The organism is Sphingomonas sp. CFBP 13720, assembly GCF_014842075.1.
Taxonomy (GTDB): Bacteria; Pseudomonadota; Alphaproteobacteria; order Sphingomonadales; family Sphingomonadaceae; genus Sphingomonas.
Genome location: NZ_JACYVA010000008.1, coordinates 102,482 through 115,326, shown reverse-complemented (window position 1 = coordinate 115,326; position 12,845 = coordinate 102,482). Strand labels below are relative to the sequence as shown.

The 12,845-nt window shown below is 66.5% G+C and carries 15 protein-coding genes; 11 read left to right on the top strand and 4 right to left on the bottom strand.

Features of this window, described 5'->3' with window-relative positions; translation table 11 throughout:
- The first annotated feature begins 8 nt into the window (after positions 1-8).
- The 4 genes from IFT55_RS14895 (at position 9) to IFT55_RS14880 (ending at position 2,831) form a co-directional block, all read left to right on the top strand.
- Positions 9-281, top strand: coding sequence for a hypothetical protein (locus IFT55_RS14895; protein ID WP_192093135.1), 273 nt, complete (start codon positions 9-11; stop codon positions 279-281).
- On the top strand, positions 281-595 hold the full coding sequence (locus IFT55_RS14890) for a DMT family transporter (RefSeq protein WP_192093134.1): 315 nt from the start codon (positions 281-283) through the stop codon (positions 593-595). The genes IFT55_RS14895 and IFT55_RS14890 overlap by 1 nt, the downstream gene beginning before the upstream one ends.
- 50 nt (positions 596-645) lie before the next feature.
- Positions 646-1,389, top strand: coding sequence for a 16S rRNA (uracil(1498)-N(3))-methyltransferase (locus tag IFT55_RS14885; RefSeq protein ID WP_192093133.1), 744 nt, complete (start codon positions 646-648; stop codon positions 1,387-1,389).
- Positions 1,390-1,457: 68 nt separating this feature from the next.
- The gene (locus IFT55_RS14880; protein ID WP_192093132.1) at positions 1,458-2,831 is read left to right on the top strand and encodes a glutamate--cysteine ligase; all 1,374 of its coding nucleotides are present in this window, start codon (positions 1,458-1,460) and stop codon (positions 2,829-2,831) included.
- On the opposite strand, the gene IFT55_RS14875 is transcribed toward IFT55_RS14880, so the two are convergent.
- Positions 2,821-4,110, bottom strand: a complete 1,290-nt coding sequence (locus IFT55_RS14875) for a methyltransferase family protein (protein WP_192093131.1) — start codon at positions 4,108-4,110, stop codon at positions 2,821-2,823. The genes IFT55_RS14880 and IFT55_RS14875 overlap by 11 nt on opposite strands.
- 64 nt (positions 4,111-4,174) lie before the next feature.
- Between IFT55_RS14875 and IFT55_RS14870 the strand changes: the two genes are divergently transcribed.
- Entirely contained in the window at positions 4,175-6,106 is a 1,932-nt protein-coding gene (locus IFT55_RS14870) for a M61 family metallopeptidase (RefSeq protein WP_192093130.1), read from the top strand.
- A gap of 156 nt (positions 6,107-6,262) precedes the next feature.
- Entirely contained in the window at positions 6,263-6,838 is a 576-nt protein-coding gene (ppa, locus tag IFT55_RS14865; RefSeq protein ID WP_192093129.1) for an inorganic diphosphatase, read from the top strand.
- 34 nt (positions 6,839-6,872) lie between these two features.
- Here ppa and IFT55_RS14860 read toward each other — a convergent pair whose 3' ends face one another.
- Positions 6,873-7,229, bottom strand: a complete 357-nt coding sequence (locus IFT55_RS14860) for a TfoX/Sxy family protein (protein WP_192093128.1) — start codon at positions 7,227-7,229, stop codon at positions 6,873-6,875.
- Positions 7,226-8,119 (bottom strand): DMT family transporter, encoded by an 894-nt coding sequence (locus IFT55_RS14855; RefSeq protein ID WP_192093127.1) that lies wholly within the window; start codon positions 8,117-8,119, stop codon positions 7,226-7,228. Before IFT55_RS14855 ends, IFT55_RS14860 begins: the two co-directional genes overlap by 4 nt.
- Before the next feature lie 119 nt (positions 8,120-8,238).
- On the opposite strand from IFT55_RS14855, the gene IFT55_RS17635 reads away from it, so the two are divergent.
- Positions 8,239-8,361: a hypothetical protein gene (locus tag IFT55_RS17635; protein WP_274604052.1), complete on the top strand. Its 123-nt coding sequence runs from the start codon at positions 8,239-8,241 to the stop codon at positions 8,359-8,361.
- Between the two features lie 91 nt (positions 8,362-8,452).
- Positions 8,453-9,088 (top strand): DUF1345 domain-containing protein, encoded by a 636-nt coding sequence (locus tag IFT55_RS14850; protein WP_192093126.1) that lies wholly within the window; start codon positions 8,453-8,455, stop codon positions 9,086-9,088.
- A 302-nt stretch (positions 9,089-9,390) separates the two neighbouring features.
- Here IFT55_RS14850 and ispG read toward each other — a convergent pair whose 3' ends face one another.
- Positions 9,391-10,515, bottom strand: coding sequence for a flavodoxin-dependent (E)-4-hydroxy-3-methylbut-2-enyl-diphosphate synthase (gene ispG, locus IFT55_RS14845; RefSeq protein ID WP_192093125.1), 1,125 nt, complete (start codon positions 10,513-10,515; stop codon positions 9,391-9,393).
- 93 nt (positions 10,516-10,608) lie between these two features.
- Between ispG and IFT55_RS14840 the strand changes: the two genes are divergently transcribed.
- The 3 genes from IFT55_RS14840 to IFT55_RS14830 all read left to right on the top strand — a co-directional run bounded on the left by IFT55_RS14840 (position 10,609) and on the right by IFT55_RS14830 (position 12,826).
- Complete coding sequence (locus IFT55_RS14840) at positions 10,609-11,547, top strand: isoaspartyl peptidase/L-asparaginase family protein (RefSeq protein WP_192093124.1); 939 nt, start codon at positions 10,609-10,611, stop codon at positions 11,545-11,547.
- A 51-nt stretch (positions 11,548-11,598) separates the two neighbouring features.
- Positions 11,599-12,441, top strand: coding sequence for a S1/P1 nuclease (locus tag IFT55_RS14835; protein WP_192093123.1), 843 nt, complete (start codon positions 11,599-11,601; stop codon positions 12,439-12,441).
- Positions 12,442-12,523: 82 nt separating this feature from the next.
- The gene (locus IFT55_RS14830; protein ID WP_192093122.1) at positions 12,524-12,826 is read left to right on the top strand and encodes a hypothetical protein; all 303 of its coding nucleotides are present in this window, start codon (positions 12,524-12,526) and stop codon (positions 12,824-12,826) included.
- The last annotated feature ends 19 nt before the right edge of the window (positions 12,827-12,845 follow it).

Sequence of the window (12,845 nt, the reverse complement as noted above, 5' to 3'; positions counted from 1 at the left end):
CGCCGCCCATGGAACTCGACCAGATGCTGCACCACTATCTCGGCACCGCCGATCCCGACGCGGTCCCCGCCGATCGTCTGGAGGCGGCGCGCGAGCGGATAGCGATCGACTTCGGCGTCGAACGCGACCCCAGCCGTAAATTCGCGTTGTGGACGGTGATGGACGCGCTGGGCTTCGCGCCGGTGCCGGCGGAGGCGTTCGAAAAACAGCCGGCATTGCGCGCGGCGGCGGAGCGATATCTGGACGCCGCCTACCGCATCGAACGTGCGGACGACTCCTGATGCCGTGGGTGTTCCTCACCATCGCCGGGCTGCTGGAGATCGTGTGGGCCTATTGCATGAAGCTGTCGGACGGCTTTTCGCGGCCATGGCCGACCGTGGCGACGTTCGTGACGATGTTCGCCAGTTTCGGGCTGCTCGCGCTGGCGATGAAGCAGTTGCCGCTGGGGACCAGCTACATGGTGTGGACCGGCATCGGCGCGCTGGGCGCGTTCGTGGTCGGGATCGTGTTGCTGGGTGAAGCGGTCACGCCGTTGCGGCTGGTCGCGGCGGCGATGTTGCTGGGCGGGCTGGTGCTGATGAAGCTGGCGTCGTGAGCGCTTCGGACCCCCTCCCCGCCGGCGGCAAACCGCGCTAGGCGCATCCCATGCCCGCTACCCCCGCCTGGCCGCCCGAATCGACGCCGCGCCTGTATGTCGACGTCCCGCTTGCAGCCGGCGTGCGCGTCCCGCTGGACGGTCCACAGGCGCATTATCTGATCGCCGTGATGCGGATGAAGGACGGCGACCCGGTCAAGCTGTTCGACGATCGCACCGGCGAATGGGTCGCGCGCGCCGCCGACATCCGCAAGCGCGATCTGGTGCTGGAGGTCGGCGAGCATCTGCGCCCGCGCGAACCGGTGCCCGACCTGTGGCTGTGCGTTGCGCCGATCAAGAAGGGCCGGATCGACTGGACGATCGAAAAGGCGTGCGAACTGGGCGTCGACCGGATCGTGCCGGTGCTGACCCGGCGGTCCGTGGTCGACCGGCTGAACCTCGACCGGTTGCGCGCGCATCTGGTCGAGGCGGCGGAACAGTGCGGACGCACCGCGTTGCCGACGATCGTCGAGCCGGTGAAGCTTCCGGCGCTGCTGGGTAGCTGGCCGACCGGGCGGGCGCTGTTCTTCGCCGACGAAACCGGGGGCGTGCCCGCCGCCGACGCGATGCGCGCGGCGCCGGGACCGGGCGCAATCCTGATCGGGCCGGAAGGTGGGTTCGATCCGGCCGAACGCGACGCGATCCGCGCCATGCCCGCCGCGCGCGGCATGTCGCTCGGCCCGCGCATCCTGCGGGCGGAGACGGCGGCGGCGGCGGCGGTCGCGCTGTGGATGGCCGCCGCGGGCGACTGGTAGCCGCACTTTAACCGGCATCGACATCAACCCCCTAGCGCGCCGGTTTGGCCGGGCGTATGGGCGCGATCATGAGCACGAAGACCGTTTCGGACACCCACGCATCGGTCATCGAGGACCGTTCGCAACTGATCGACTATTTCGCGGGCGGCGAGAAGCCGGCGACCCGCTGGCGCATCGGGACCGAACACGAGAAATTCGTCTATCGCACTGCCGATCACCGCGCCCCGTCCTATGACGAACCGGGCGGCATTCGCGACCTGCTGATGGGGCTGACGCGCTTCGGGTGGCAGCCGGTCGAGGAGAATGGCAAGGTCATCGCGCTGAATGGCGCCGACGGTTCGGTCAGCCTAGAACCCGCCGGACAGTTCGAGTTGTCGGGCGCGCCGCTGGAAACGCTGCACCAGACCTGCGCCGAAACCGGACGTCATCTCGAACAGGTCAAGGCGGTCGGCGACGAGTTGGGCCTCGGCTTCCTCGGTCTGGGCATGTGGCCGGACAAGACCCGCGCCGAATTGCCGATCATGCCCAAGGGGCGGTACGGCATCATGCTGAACCACATGCCGCGCGTCGGCACGATGGGTCTCGACATGATGCTGCGCACCTGCACCATCCAGGTCAATCTCGACTATGCGAGCGAGGCAGACATGGTGAAGAAGTTCCGCGTCGGCCTTGCGCTGCAACCGCTGGCGACCGCGCTGTTCGCCAATTCGTCGTTCACCGAAGGGCTGCCCAACGGCAAGTTGTCGTACCGGTCGCATATCTGGTCGGACACCGATCCGGCGCGCACCGGCATGCTGCCGTTCGTGTTCGAGGACGGGTTCGGGTACGAACGCTATGCCGACTATGCGCTCGATGTCCCGATGTACTTCGTCTACCGCGATGGCCAGTATATCGACGCCGCCGGCCTGTCGTTCCGCGACTTCCTGAAGGGGGAACTGTCGATCCTGCCGGGGCAGAAGCCGACGATGGACGACTGGGCCGACCATCTGTCGACCGCGTTTCCCGAAGTGCGGCTCAAGACCTTCCTTGAAATGCGCGGTGCCGATGGCGGGCCGTGGGGCCGCATCTGTGCGCTGCCCGCTTTGTGGGTCGGATTGCTGTACGATCAGGGCGCGCTGGATGCCGCATGGGATCTGGTGAAGGGCTGGTCGATCGAGGATCGCCAGTTGCTGCGCGACGCGGTGCCGGCGCAGGGGCTGGACGCGCCGCTGCCCGGTGGCGGCATGCTGCGCGACGTAGCAGGACAGGTGCTGGATATCGCCACTGCGGGCCTGCGCGCGCGCGGACGGATGAGCGCGTCGGGTGACGACGAAACCGGCTATCTCGAACCGCTGCGCGAAGTCGTGCGTTCGGGCAAGGTCCCGGCGCAGATACTGCTCGACCGGTTCGCGGGCGAATGGGGCGGCGATCTGGGCAAGGTCTATGACGATTTCAGCTTCTGACGCGTAGGGCCCGCGCGAACAGTCGCGGGACCAGCCCGCGTCGGTCCATCCACGCACTGTAATCCCGATAAGCGGCATCCGCGCCCAGATGCCGTTCCTCCGTCTTCGCGCGCCAGTAATAGACGCCGCTGACGCCCGCCATGATCGCGGTATTGCGCAGCGCTTCGGTCCAGTCGGCGGCGGTGGTCAGCAGCGGGACGGTCGAGATCCACCAGAACAGGTTCTTCGACAGATAGGCCGGGTGGCGCGTCCACGCATAGGGTCCATGCGTCAGGATGCCGCGATGCGTCAGGTTGGAAAAGCGTAATCCGAACGCCATCGTCGCCCAGGCATAGACCGCGGTCAGCGCCACCAGCACGCTGCCAATTACCCACAGCATCGCCGGATATCCCGCGAACCAGTAGGTCCAGTCGGCGGTGCCGGGATGATAGTCGAGCGGCCCGCCATCGCCCATCAGGATGAACGGCGGATAGCAGATCAGCGCCGCCATCCATCCGGCGGCATAGGGATTGGCCGACCGGATATGCGTGTCGAGCGGCCGCATCGCGAGGATGTATCCGGCCGTCGCGAACGCCACGTCGACCACGAACATCAGCGTGATGAGCCAATTGGCCAGCGGCACCGGCCCGGCCAGTATCGCCGCCGGATCGGCACGCACGAACTCGCCGAACCCCGCCGGCACGATCGCCAGCATGAACGCGAGGAAGAACGCCTTCACCGCCCAGCCGCGCAGATGGTCGCGGATCGCGTCGCGATCGACCGGTTCGGGAAGATGCATCGCCCACGCCCCCAGCGCCCAGCATCCGTCCTTGGGATCGACCAACCGCCGGTCGATCCACAGCACATAGGGGATGGACATGACGAACAACGGCACCGCCACCCATCCCAGCACCCACATCGCGAAGGCGAAATTACCCTGCCAATAGAAGCGCGCGGTGGCATAGACCGCCGCGATTCCTGCCCATGTCAGCCATAGCCCGGCCAGCTTCGTCAGGCTGATATCGATCGTGTCGCGCCATGGCCGTACCCAATTCCAGTCGATGCCGGTCGACGGACGACGGTGCACCCGGTCGACGAACAGCGACCACGCCACCATCGGCACCGCGCAGGCCGCGATCCCGACCAGCGCCGCATAGGGTCCGTCCATGCCGAAATGCCACGCGACCACGATCCACGCGACCAGCCCGGCCAGCCCCGCCAGCCCGACGCCATGCGACACCGCCGATGCCGGACGGGCATCGACTTCGGCTTGCACAGGCGGCGACTTGTCGTGATACATGGTCCGTCCGTATCCCCCCGGTGGTAAGCAACCGGTGAACCATCCCCATCCCCGAAGGAAGTCCATGTTCCTGCGTAGCGCGTTGACCGTCGTCCTGCTGACCACCGCCGCCCTGCCCGCCACTGCCATCGCGCAGATCAACCCGCCGGGCAACACCCTGCCCCAGCCGGTGCCGATCGTCGACACGATCCCCGCCGCCCGCGATGTCGATTATCCCGGCGTCATCAAGCTGGACGTCGACGCGACCGATACCGTGCAGGGCATCTATCGCGTGCGCGAGACGATCCCGGTCGCCCGGACCGGGCATATGGTACTGCTGATGCCGAAATGGCTGCCGGGCAAGCACGGCCCGCGCGGCGAGATCGAGAAGTTGGCCGGGCTGGTCGTCAAGAGCAACGGGCGCGAATTGCCGTGGACGCGCGACACGGTGGACGTTTTCGCGTTCCACATCGATGTGCCCGCGGGTGCGAAGTCGCTGGACGTGCAGTTCCAGTTCCTGACCGCGCAGCAGGGCGATCAGGGTCGCATCGTCGTGACGCCCGAAATGATGAACCTGCAGTTCGAATCGGTCAGCCTGTATCCGGCGGGATATTACACCCGCCGCATCCCGATCGAGGCGACGGTGAAATATCCCGCCGGCTGGACCGCCGCATCGGGCCTGCCGTCGACGGCGCAGGGATCGACCTATCGCTATCAGCGGACCAGCTATGAAACGCTGATCGATTCGCCGGTGTTTGCCGGCAAGTATTTCAAGCGTTTCCCGCTGACTGATCGCGTCGGGCTGAACGTCGTCGCCGACAAGCCGTCCGAACTGGCGGCGACGCCCGAACAGATCGCGGCGCACACGCGGCTGGTCGAACAGGCGGTGAAGCTGTTCGGTGCGCAGCATTACGACAAATACGAATTCCTGCTGTCGATCACCGACAAGATGGGGTCGATCGGCCTCGAACATCATCGATCGTCGGAAAACGGCGTCGATCCGGGCTATTTCACCGACTGGAATGCCGGACCGGGCGAGCGCAACCTGTTGCCGCACGAATTCACCCACAGCTGGGACGGTAAATACCGGCGCGGCGCAGACCTGTTCACGCCCGATTTCCGCATGCCGATGCGCAATTCGCTGCTGTGGGTGTATGAAGGGCAGACCCAGTTCTGGGGCTATGTGCTGCAGGCGCGTTCGGGAATGGTGTCGAAGCAGGATACGCTCGATGCCTATGCCGATATCGCAGCCGCGCTCGACGCGCGGGCCGGGCGGCAGTGGCGGCCGCTGGTCGATACCACCAACGATCCGATCATCTCGGCACGCCGCCCCAAGGGCTGGGTGAGCTGGCAGCGGTCCGAGGACTATTACAACGAAGGCCTGCTGGTGTGGATGGAGGTCGATTCGATCCTGCGCTCGCGCTCCGGCGGGACGAAGTCGATGGACGATTTCGCCCGCGCCTTCTTCGGTGTGCGCGACGGCGATTGGGGCGTGCTGCCCTATACGCTGGCCGATGTCGTGCGGACGCTGAACACGATCCAGCCCTATGACTGGGCCGGCTTCCTCGACAAGCGGCTGAACGGCCGGACCGATCGTGCGCCGATCGAAGGGTTTGCAGCCAATGGCTACCGGCTGGTCTATACCGACGAGCAGACGCCGTATCTGAAAGGCCGCGAAAAGAGCGGCGGCGGAGTCAGCCTCGCCTATTCGCTGGGCCTGACCGTCGGCAAGGACGGCAGGATCGGCACGGTGATGTGGGACAGCCCGGCGTTCAAGGCTGGGTTCGAAACCGGCACGACGCTGATCGCGGTCAATGGCGAAGCCTATACCCCGGACCGGCTGAAGGCCGCCGTCACCGCCGCGAAGGGGACGAAGGATTCCGTCCGTCTGACCGTGCGGATGCAGGATACGGTACGCGAGATCGCCGTCCCGTATCAGGGCGGGCTGCGCTATCCGCGTTTGGAAAAGACCGGCAAGGCGGATACCGGACTGGACCGGCTGCTCACCGCAAAGTGAATGACCGGCCGGCGCCTGTCCCGTAGCGGGAATCGGAGCCGTCCGGCAGTCGTCGGCGCGGGCCGTTACTAGCAATTGTTGCTTCTGTCGGCGTGGTTTCACGCTAAAGGGCGCGTCTGTTCGTACGGGAAACCGTACCAAAGGGGAGATTACGAGATGCGGATCGACATGATACCGGTGGGCGACAATCCGCCGCACAGCCTGAACGTCATCATCGAGGTTCCGACCGGCGGCGAGCCGGTCAAGTATGAGTTCGACAAGGCATCGGGCGCGCTGTTCGTCGATCGCATCCTGCACACGCCGATGCGTTATCCGGCGAATTACGGCTTCGTGCCGCACACGCTGTCGCCCGATGGCGATCCGCTCGACGCGCTGGTCGTGTCGCGCACGCCGTTCATTCCCGGCTGCGTCGTCCGCGCCCGCCCGATCGCGGTGCTGAACCTCGAGGACGAAGCCGGCGGCGACGAAAAGCTGGTCTGCGTGCCGGTCGACGCGACTTTCCCCTACTACAGCAACGTCGGCGAACGCGCCGATCTGCCCGAAATCGTGTTCGAACAGATCGAGCATTTCTTCACCCACTACAAAGACCTCGAAAAGAAGAAGTGGGTGCGCGTCGGTACGTGGGGCGGTGCCGAGGAAGCCAAGCGCATCACGGCCGAAGCGATCGACCGTTACAACGACGCGAAGGCGAAGGGCGAAGAGCCGCACGAATACGACGTACCGGGCCGCTGATCGCATCCCGCGGGGGCTGTCCGGCCCCCGCCGTTCAACCTGCCGGACGGCGGCGTTTCACCGGTGCCCGCCGCCCGGCGGCGATCGCGATGCTTGCCCAGTGCCGCAAGGCGTCGACATCGTCGAGCGTATCGTCGGGCGCGCGGCGGTAGTTCATCGAAGCTACCCGCCCGTCCCGGCGGGCATAGGTGAAGCGTTCGCATCCGGCGGCATCCCATGCCCGATCGGCCTGCGCATCCGATTTGAACCATAACCCGTCGTCACCGACGATCGCGAACACCGTCCCGTCGAGATACAGCGTCGCGCCGCCCATCATCCCCCGCCACGTCACGATGCCGACCGGCGACAGCCCGTCCGCGACCCAAGCGATCAGACCCTCGTCCGCGCTCATACCCCCGCCTCGCTCTGCACCGCCGGCACCCGCCGTCGCACGGCGACCACGCATCCCGCGACGATCAGCGCTGCGCCGGTCAGCGTGTAGGACGACACCGTTTCGCCGAACGCCAGCCACCCCATCGCCGCCGCCCACACGAACGCGCTATATTCGACCGGCGCAAGGATCTGAGCCTCTGCCCGCGCATAGGCCCATGCGAGCGACATCGCGGAGATCGTGCCCAGTGTCGCCGCCGCGATCACCGGTACCCATTGATGCGCGGCGGGCAAGGATGCGGCCCATGGCGCGGCGGGCAGCATCAGGCCACCGATGACGAGGCTGGCGAACAGCGCGACCTCGATCGGGTCCGCGACCTGCGCCTGTCGCCGCAGCAGGATCAGGCTGCCGGCATAGAGCACCGACGCGGCGACGCAGGCGAGGCTGCCCAGCACCGCCTGCGTCGACGCGTCGGCCTGGACCTCGCCCGCCGCGATCGCCAGCACGCCGGCGGACGCCACCAGAGAACCGAGGATGGCGCTGCGCCGGATGCGCTCGCCCAGCGTCAGCGCGGCAAGGAACAGTGCGATCAGCGGAGCAAGGAAGGTCAACGCCACCCCCTGCGCCATCGGCACGCGCGCCAGCCCCCAGAAGAACAGCAACACCGATGCCCCCGCCGCGCTTCCACGCGCGACATGCAGCCGCAGCGCGGGGCCGCCCGGCCAGCGCTTGCCGCGCGCGACGAACAGGACGGTGCACAGGATCGTGCCCGCGACCGACCGCCACAGCACGGCATTGTACGCACCGCTTTCGATCGAGATCTGCTTCATCAGCGTGTCCATCACGGTATAGACCGCGATGCCCAGCCCCGCGACGAGGAACGCGCGCGTCGATACGGGAATGGCGGGCATCGGCGGGACTTTCGCGAAGGAACGGTCATCCCCTGTCACGCCAGGCACGAATTGATGCAAGGCCCGTCGCGGGCTGGTGTAGGGTCCTCGCGGGCATCGTGCCCCTGAAGGACACCGACATGGCCAAGAGCCAGCAAAAGTCGAACAAGGAAGTCCGCAAACCGAAAGCGGAAAAGATCAAGACCATCGCGGCGAATCCTTCGACGAAGGACAAGCCGGTTTCGATCACCACGCTCAAGTAACGCGCGTGCCGGGCGGACGATCGCCGTCCGCCCGCACCCTCCGGCGCCGCATGCGCCTTGCCGTCACCGCGCGGCCCGCTACAGCGCGGGCATGATCTCCCGTCTGGGCCAGCGGGTCGCCCCGCCCCGTTTCGTCGCCTTCGCGCTGGTGTTCGCGGTGGCAGCGACGTGGAGCATTCCGTCGTTCGGCTGGCGGATCGGCGTACCGATAGCGTTCGATGCCGCTGCGGCGGTGTTCCTCCTGTCCTGCGTGCGGTTGTTCGGCGCGACGGTCGACACGATCCGGCAGGCGGCGATCCGCAACGACGCCAATCGCACCGCGCTACTGGTCGTGTCTGCCGTGCTGGGCGCCGTGGTGCTGACGGCGATCGCCGCCGAACTGGGGGATCGCGGCAGTCCGAATGGCGGTGTCGTCGCACTGGTTGTGGCGACGCTGCTGCTCGCATGGACCTTCGCCAACACCGTCTATGTGCTGCACTATGCGCATATGTTCTACCGCGTCGCGGACGGTGGCGGCGATGCTGGCGGGTTGCAGGTGCCGGGCGTCGACGAACCCGATTACTGGGACTTCTGCTATTTCGCCTTCACGCTGGGCATGACGTTCCAGACGTCGGACGTCACGATCGTGTCGCGACCGATGCGCCGCGTCGCCACCGGACATTGCCTGGTGGCGTTCGTCTTCAATCTGGGAATCGTGGCATTCAGCGTGAACGTGCTCGGCGGCTGATCGTTCGCCGCGCCGGTCGGGCGATCCCGACGACAGGGCGTCTGCAAGAAACATGTAGTCGACGCCACAGGCAGATAGCGACCGGAAGCGAATGGATGACGGCCCGGCTTACCGGCATTTTCCTGACCCGGCGTCGAGGTCGGACGTTACCCCCTCCCCGTTCGATTCCATCCTGTCGAGAACGCGGTACCCGGAACAATTCGTTCCCGATACCTCGTAACGACATGCCCGACGCTACCCGAAGCGAACGGATCGGCGTCGGGTCGGAACGCAAAGTTCGGGGCGTCGAAAAACTCTTTCGCCTACTCCGCCGCCTGCGGCAGCGCCGCGTTCGCTGCGTCGATCTCCGCCGCCTTGGCCTCGACCAGTTTGACGATATGCTCGATCATGTCGGCGTCCTGCACATGATGGTCGGTCACGCCCGACAGATAGACCATGTGCCGCCCGTTGCCGCCGCCGGTAATACCGATATCGGTTTCACGCGCTTCGCCCGGGCCGTTAACGACGCAGCCCAGCACGCTGAGCGACATCGGCGTACGGATATGCTGCAACCGCTCTTCCAGCGCCTGTACCGTGCGGATCACGTCGAACCCCTGCCGCGCGCAGGACGGGCACGACACCACGCGGACCCCGCGATTGCGGATGCCCAGCGCCTTGAGAATCTCGAACCCGACGCGCACTTCCTCTTCCGGCTCAGCCGACAGCGAAACGCGGATCGTGTCGCCGATACCGTACCACAGCAGCGATCCCATCCCGATCGACGACTTGACCGTACCGCCGACGAAGCCGCCCGCCTCGGTAATGCCGAGATGCAACGGGCAGTCGACCATGTCGGCCAGTTGCTGATAGGCGGCGACCGCGAGGAACAGATCGGACGCCTTCACCGCAACCTTGAATTCGTGGAAGTCGTGGTCCTGCAACAGCTTGATATGATCCATCGCGCTTTCGACCAGCGCGTCGGGGCACGGCTCGCCATATTTTTCGAGCAGATGCTTTTCGAGGCTGCCGCCATTGACCCCGATGCGGATCGCGCAGCCATTCGCCTTTGCGGCGCGGACGACCTCCGCCACGCGATCGTTCGATCCGATATTGCCGGGATTGATGCGCAGGCATGCGGCACCAGCATCGGCCGCTTCCAGCGCGCGTTTGTAGTGGAAATGGATGTCAGCGACGATCGGCACGCGTGATGCCCGGACGATCTGGCGGAGCGCGGCGGTGCTTGGCACGTCGGGACACGATACGCGGATGATGTCCGCACCGGCGTCCTCGCACCGGCGGATCTGGTCGATCGTCGCCACCGCGTCGGACGTATCGGTGTTCGTCATCGTCTGCACCGTGACCGGCGCGTCGCCGCCCACGGGGACGTTGCCGACCATGATCTGGCGGCTCTGGCGACGGTGGATATCGCGCCACGGGCGGATCGACATGCGGAATTCTCGCTACAACACAGGGGGTATCGCGAACCGATATAGCCCGGCATTGCTTCACGCGAAAGACGCAGCCGCCGCGAAGGAACTTGCATGACCGATCCGACCCCCGCCCGCTGGACCCTGATGGTGCATGGCGGCGCCGGCATCCTGACCCGCGACACCGTGAATGACGCTACCGATGCCGCCGCGCGCGCCGGGCTGGACGCCGCGTTGCAGGCGGGGGAAGCGGTGCTCGCGACGGGCGGCACCGCACTGGACGCGGTCGAGGCCGCCGTGCGCGTGCTGGAAGACGATCCCACGTTCAATTCGGGGCGCGGCGCGGTGTTCACCTTCGATGGCGACAACGAACTCGACGCCGCGATCATGGACGGCGCGACGCGCAAGGCAGGCGCCGTCGCCGGCGTGACGCGTTCGCGCAATCCGGTGACGCTGGCGCGCGCGGTGATGGAGCACAGCCCGCACGTCCTGCTGGCCGGCAAGGGCGCGGACGTCTTCGCCGCCGAACACGGCGTCGAACAGGTCGGACCCGAATGGTTTGCGATCGACGAACGCCGCGCACAACTCGACGCGATGAAAGCCAATCCCGACGGATGGTTCGACGTCGACATGAAATACGGCACGGTCGGCGCGGTGGCGTGCGACGCGGCAGGGCATGTCGCCGCCGCGACATCGACCGGCGGCGTCACCGGCAAACGATGGGGACGGATCGGCGATTCCCCGCTAATCGGCGCGGGTACGATCGCCGACGACCGCGCCTGCGCCGTATCCGCGACTGGCGCGGGCGAATTCTTCATCCGCATTGGCGTCGCGCACGAGATCGCAGCGCGCATCCGCTTCCTCGGCGAAACGCTTGCGGCCGCCGCCGACACGGTGCTGTCCGAAACCCTCGCGCTGGGCGGCAGCGGCGGCGTGATCGTCGTCGGCCCCGATGGCGACCTTGCGTGGAACTTCACGACACCCGGCATGTACCGCGGAAAGGTACAGGCCGGCGGCCCCCGCCGCGTCGCGATCTATGGCGATGAAGGGTAGGCGTCATGTCCACGGTTTGCACGAGCCGGGCCAGTCGATAAGGCCAAGCCCATGATTCGCCGCCTTATCCTAGCCGTCAGCCTGTTGTTTGCCGCGTCACCGGCGCATGCCTATTGGGAATATGGACATGAAAGCGTGGCGAAGATCGCGCAACTGAACGTCACGCCCGCCACGCGTGCGGCGATCGCGGCGATCCTTCGGCATCAGGCGTTGCTGGAAACCCCGGCATGTCCCGCCCGGACGATCGAGCAGGCGAGCGTGTGGGCGGATTGCGTCAAGCCGCTGGGCGAACGGTTCAGCTATGCCGATGCGTGGCATTATCAGAATGTCGACGTATGTCGTCCGTTCGAGCTGAAATCCGCATGCCGGGACGGCAATTGCGTGTCGGCGCAGATCGAACGCGACGTGAAGCTGTTGAAGGACCGTAGCGTGCCGATGCGCGAACGGGTGATGGCGCTGGCGTTCCTGATCCATTTTGTCGGCGACTTGCACATGCCGCTGCATGCCGGCGATCGCGGCGATCTGGGCGGCAATCGCGTGCGTGGCGACTACGGCATCTATGGTCCGGCGCGGTTCAACCTGCATTCGATCTGGGACGGCCCACTGGCCGAACGGGCGATATCGACACCGCCGACGATCCTGCGCACCTATAGTCCAGCCGAACGCATGGCGGTTCAGGGTGGATCGGTGGCTGACTGGAGCCGCGACAGCTGGGCGATCAGCCGCGACTATGCCTATGCAACGGCGTTGGGCGGCGATCCGTGTGCACCGGTGGGCGATGGACGCATCCGGCTGGATGACGCCACCGTCGCCGCATTGGTCCCAGTGGCGCGCGAACAGGTGCGTAAGGGCGGATTGCGGCTCGCCCGGCTGCTGGACGAGGCGCTCGGCTGAACGCCATTGCTTCATACCCGTTCGCATGCCAGCTTCGCGACCGATGACGACCGCACAGGCGGCGCACGATTGGGGGACGAGGATGCGGAACGGTGTGGCGACGATCGTGATGGCGGCGGCAATGCTGGCAGGGTGCGGGATGGCACCTGCGGCGGGCAGCCCCGAACTGATGGTGACGGGACCGAGCGAAGCGGTGGGCATTTTCGTCCGGCAACAGGGCGCGCATCGCCCGACCCGTGCCACGACCTTCCCCCGACCGGCGGGCGAGGGACAGGCGACGGCCCGCGTGCTGATGCCCGCCGGGACTGGCGCCGCAGCGATGCAGGCATTGGCGCGGGAAGCCACGAACGCCGGACTGGCCGCTGCAATCGTTACAACGAAGTAACCTTCTATAAGCGTTTACC

Coding starts and splice junctions, on each gene's coding strand:
- ppa (WP_192093129.1), top strand. CDS start 6,263: ATGCGGATCGACATGATACCGGTGGGCGACAATCCGCCGCACAGCCTG.
- IFT55_RS14880 (WP_192093132.1), top strand. CDS start 1,458: ATGAGCACGAAGACCGTTTCGGACACCCACGCATCGGTCATCGAGGAC.
- IFT55_RS14870 (WP_192093130.1), top strand. CDS start 4,175: ATGTTCCTGCGTAGCGCGTTGACCGTCGTCCTGCTGACCACCGCCGCC.
- IFT55_RS14830 (WP_192093122.1), top strand. CDS start 12,524: ATGCGGAACGGTGTGGCGACGATCGTGATGGCGGCGGCAATGCTGGCA.
- IFT55_RS14855 (WP_192093127.1), bottom strand. CDS start 8,119: ATGCCCGCCATTCCCGTATCGACGCGCGCGTTCCTCGTCGCGGGGCTG.
- IFT55_RS17635 (WP_274604052.1), top strand. CDS start 8,239: ATGGCCAAGAGCCAGCAAAAGTCGAACAAGGAAGTCCGCAAACCGAAA.
- IFT55_RS14835 (WP_192093123.1), top strand. CDS start 11,599: ATGATTCGCCGCCTTATCCTAGCCGTCAGCCTGTTGTTTGCCGCGTCA.
- IFT55_RS14850 (WP_192093126.1), top strand. CDS start 8,453: ATGATCTCCCGTCTGGGCCAGCGGGTCGCCCCGCCCCGTTTCGTCGCC.
- IFT55_RS14840 (WP_192093124.1), top strand. CDS start 10,609: ATGACCGATCCGACCCCCGCCCGCTGGACCCTGATGGTGCATGGCGGC.
- IFT55_RS14890 (WP_192093134.1), top strand. CDS start 281: ATGCCGTGGGTGTTCCTCACCATCGCCGGGCTGCTGGAGATCGTGTGG.
- IFT55_RS14875 (WP_192093131.1), bottom strand. CDS start 4,110: ATGTATCACGACAAGTCGCCGCCTGTGCAAGCCGAAGTCGATGCCCGT.
- IFT55_RS14860 (WP_192093128.1), bottom strand. CDS start 7,229: ATGAGCGCGGACGAGGGTCTGATCGCTTGGGTCGCGGACGGGCTGTCG.
- IFT55_RS14895 (WP_192093135.1), top strand. CDS start 9: ATGGAACTCGACCAGATGCTGCACCACTATCTCGGCACCGCCGATCCC.
- ispG (WP_192093125.1), bottom strand. CDS start 10,515: ATGTCGATCCGCCCGTGGCGCGATATCCACCGTCGCCAGAGCCGCCAG.
- IFT55_RS14885 (WP_192093133.1), top strand. CDS start 646: ATGCCCGCTACCCCCGCCTGGCCGCCCGAATCGACGCCGCGCCTGTAT.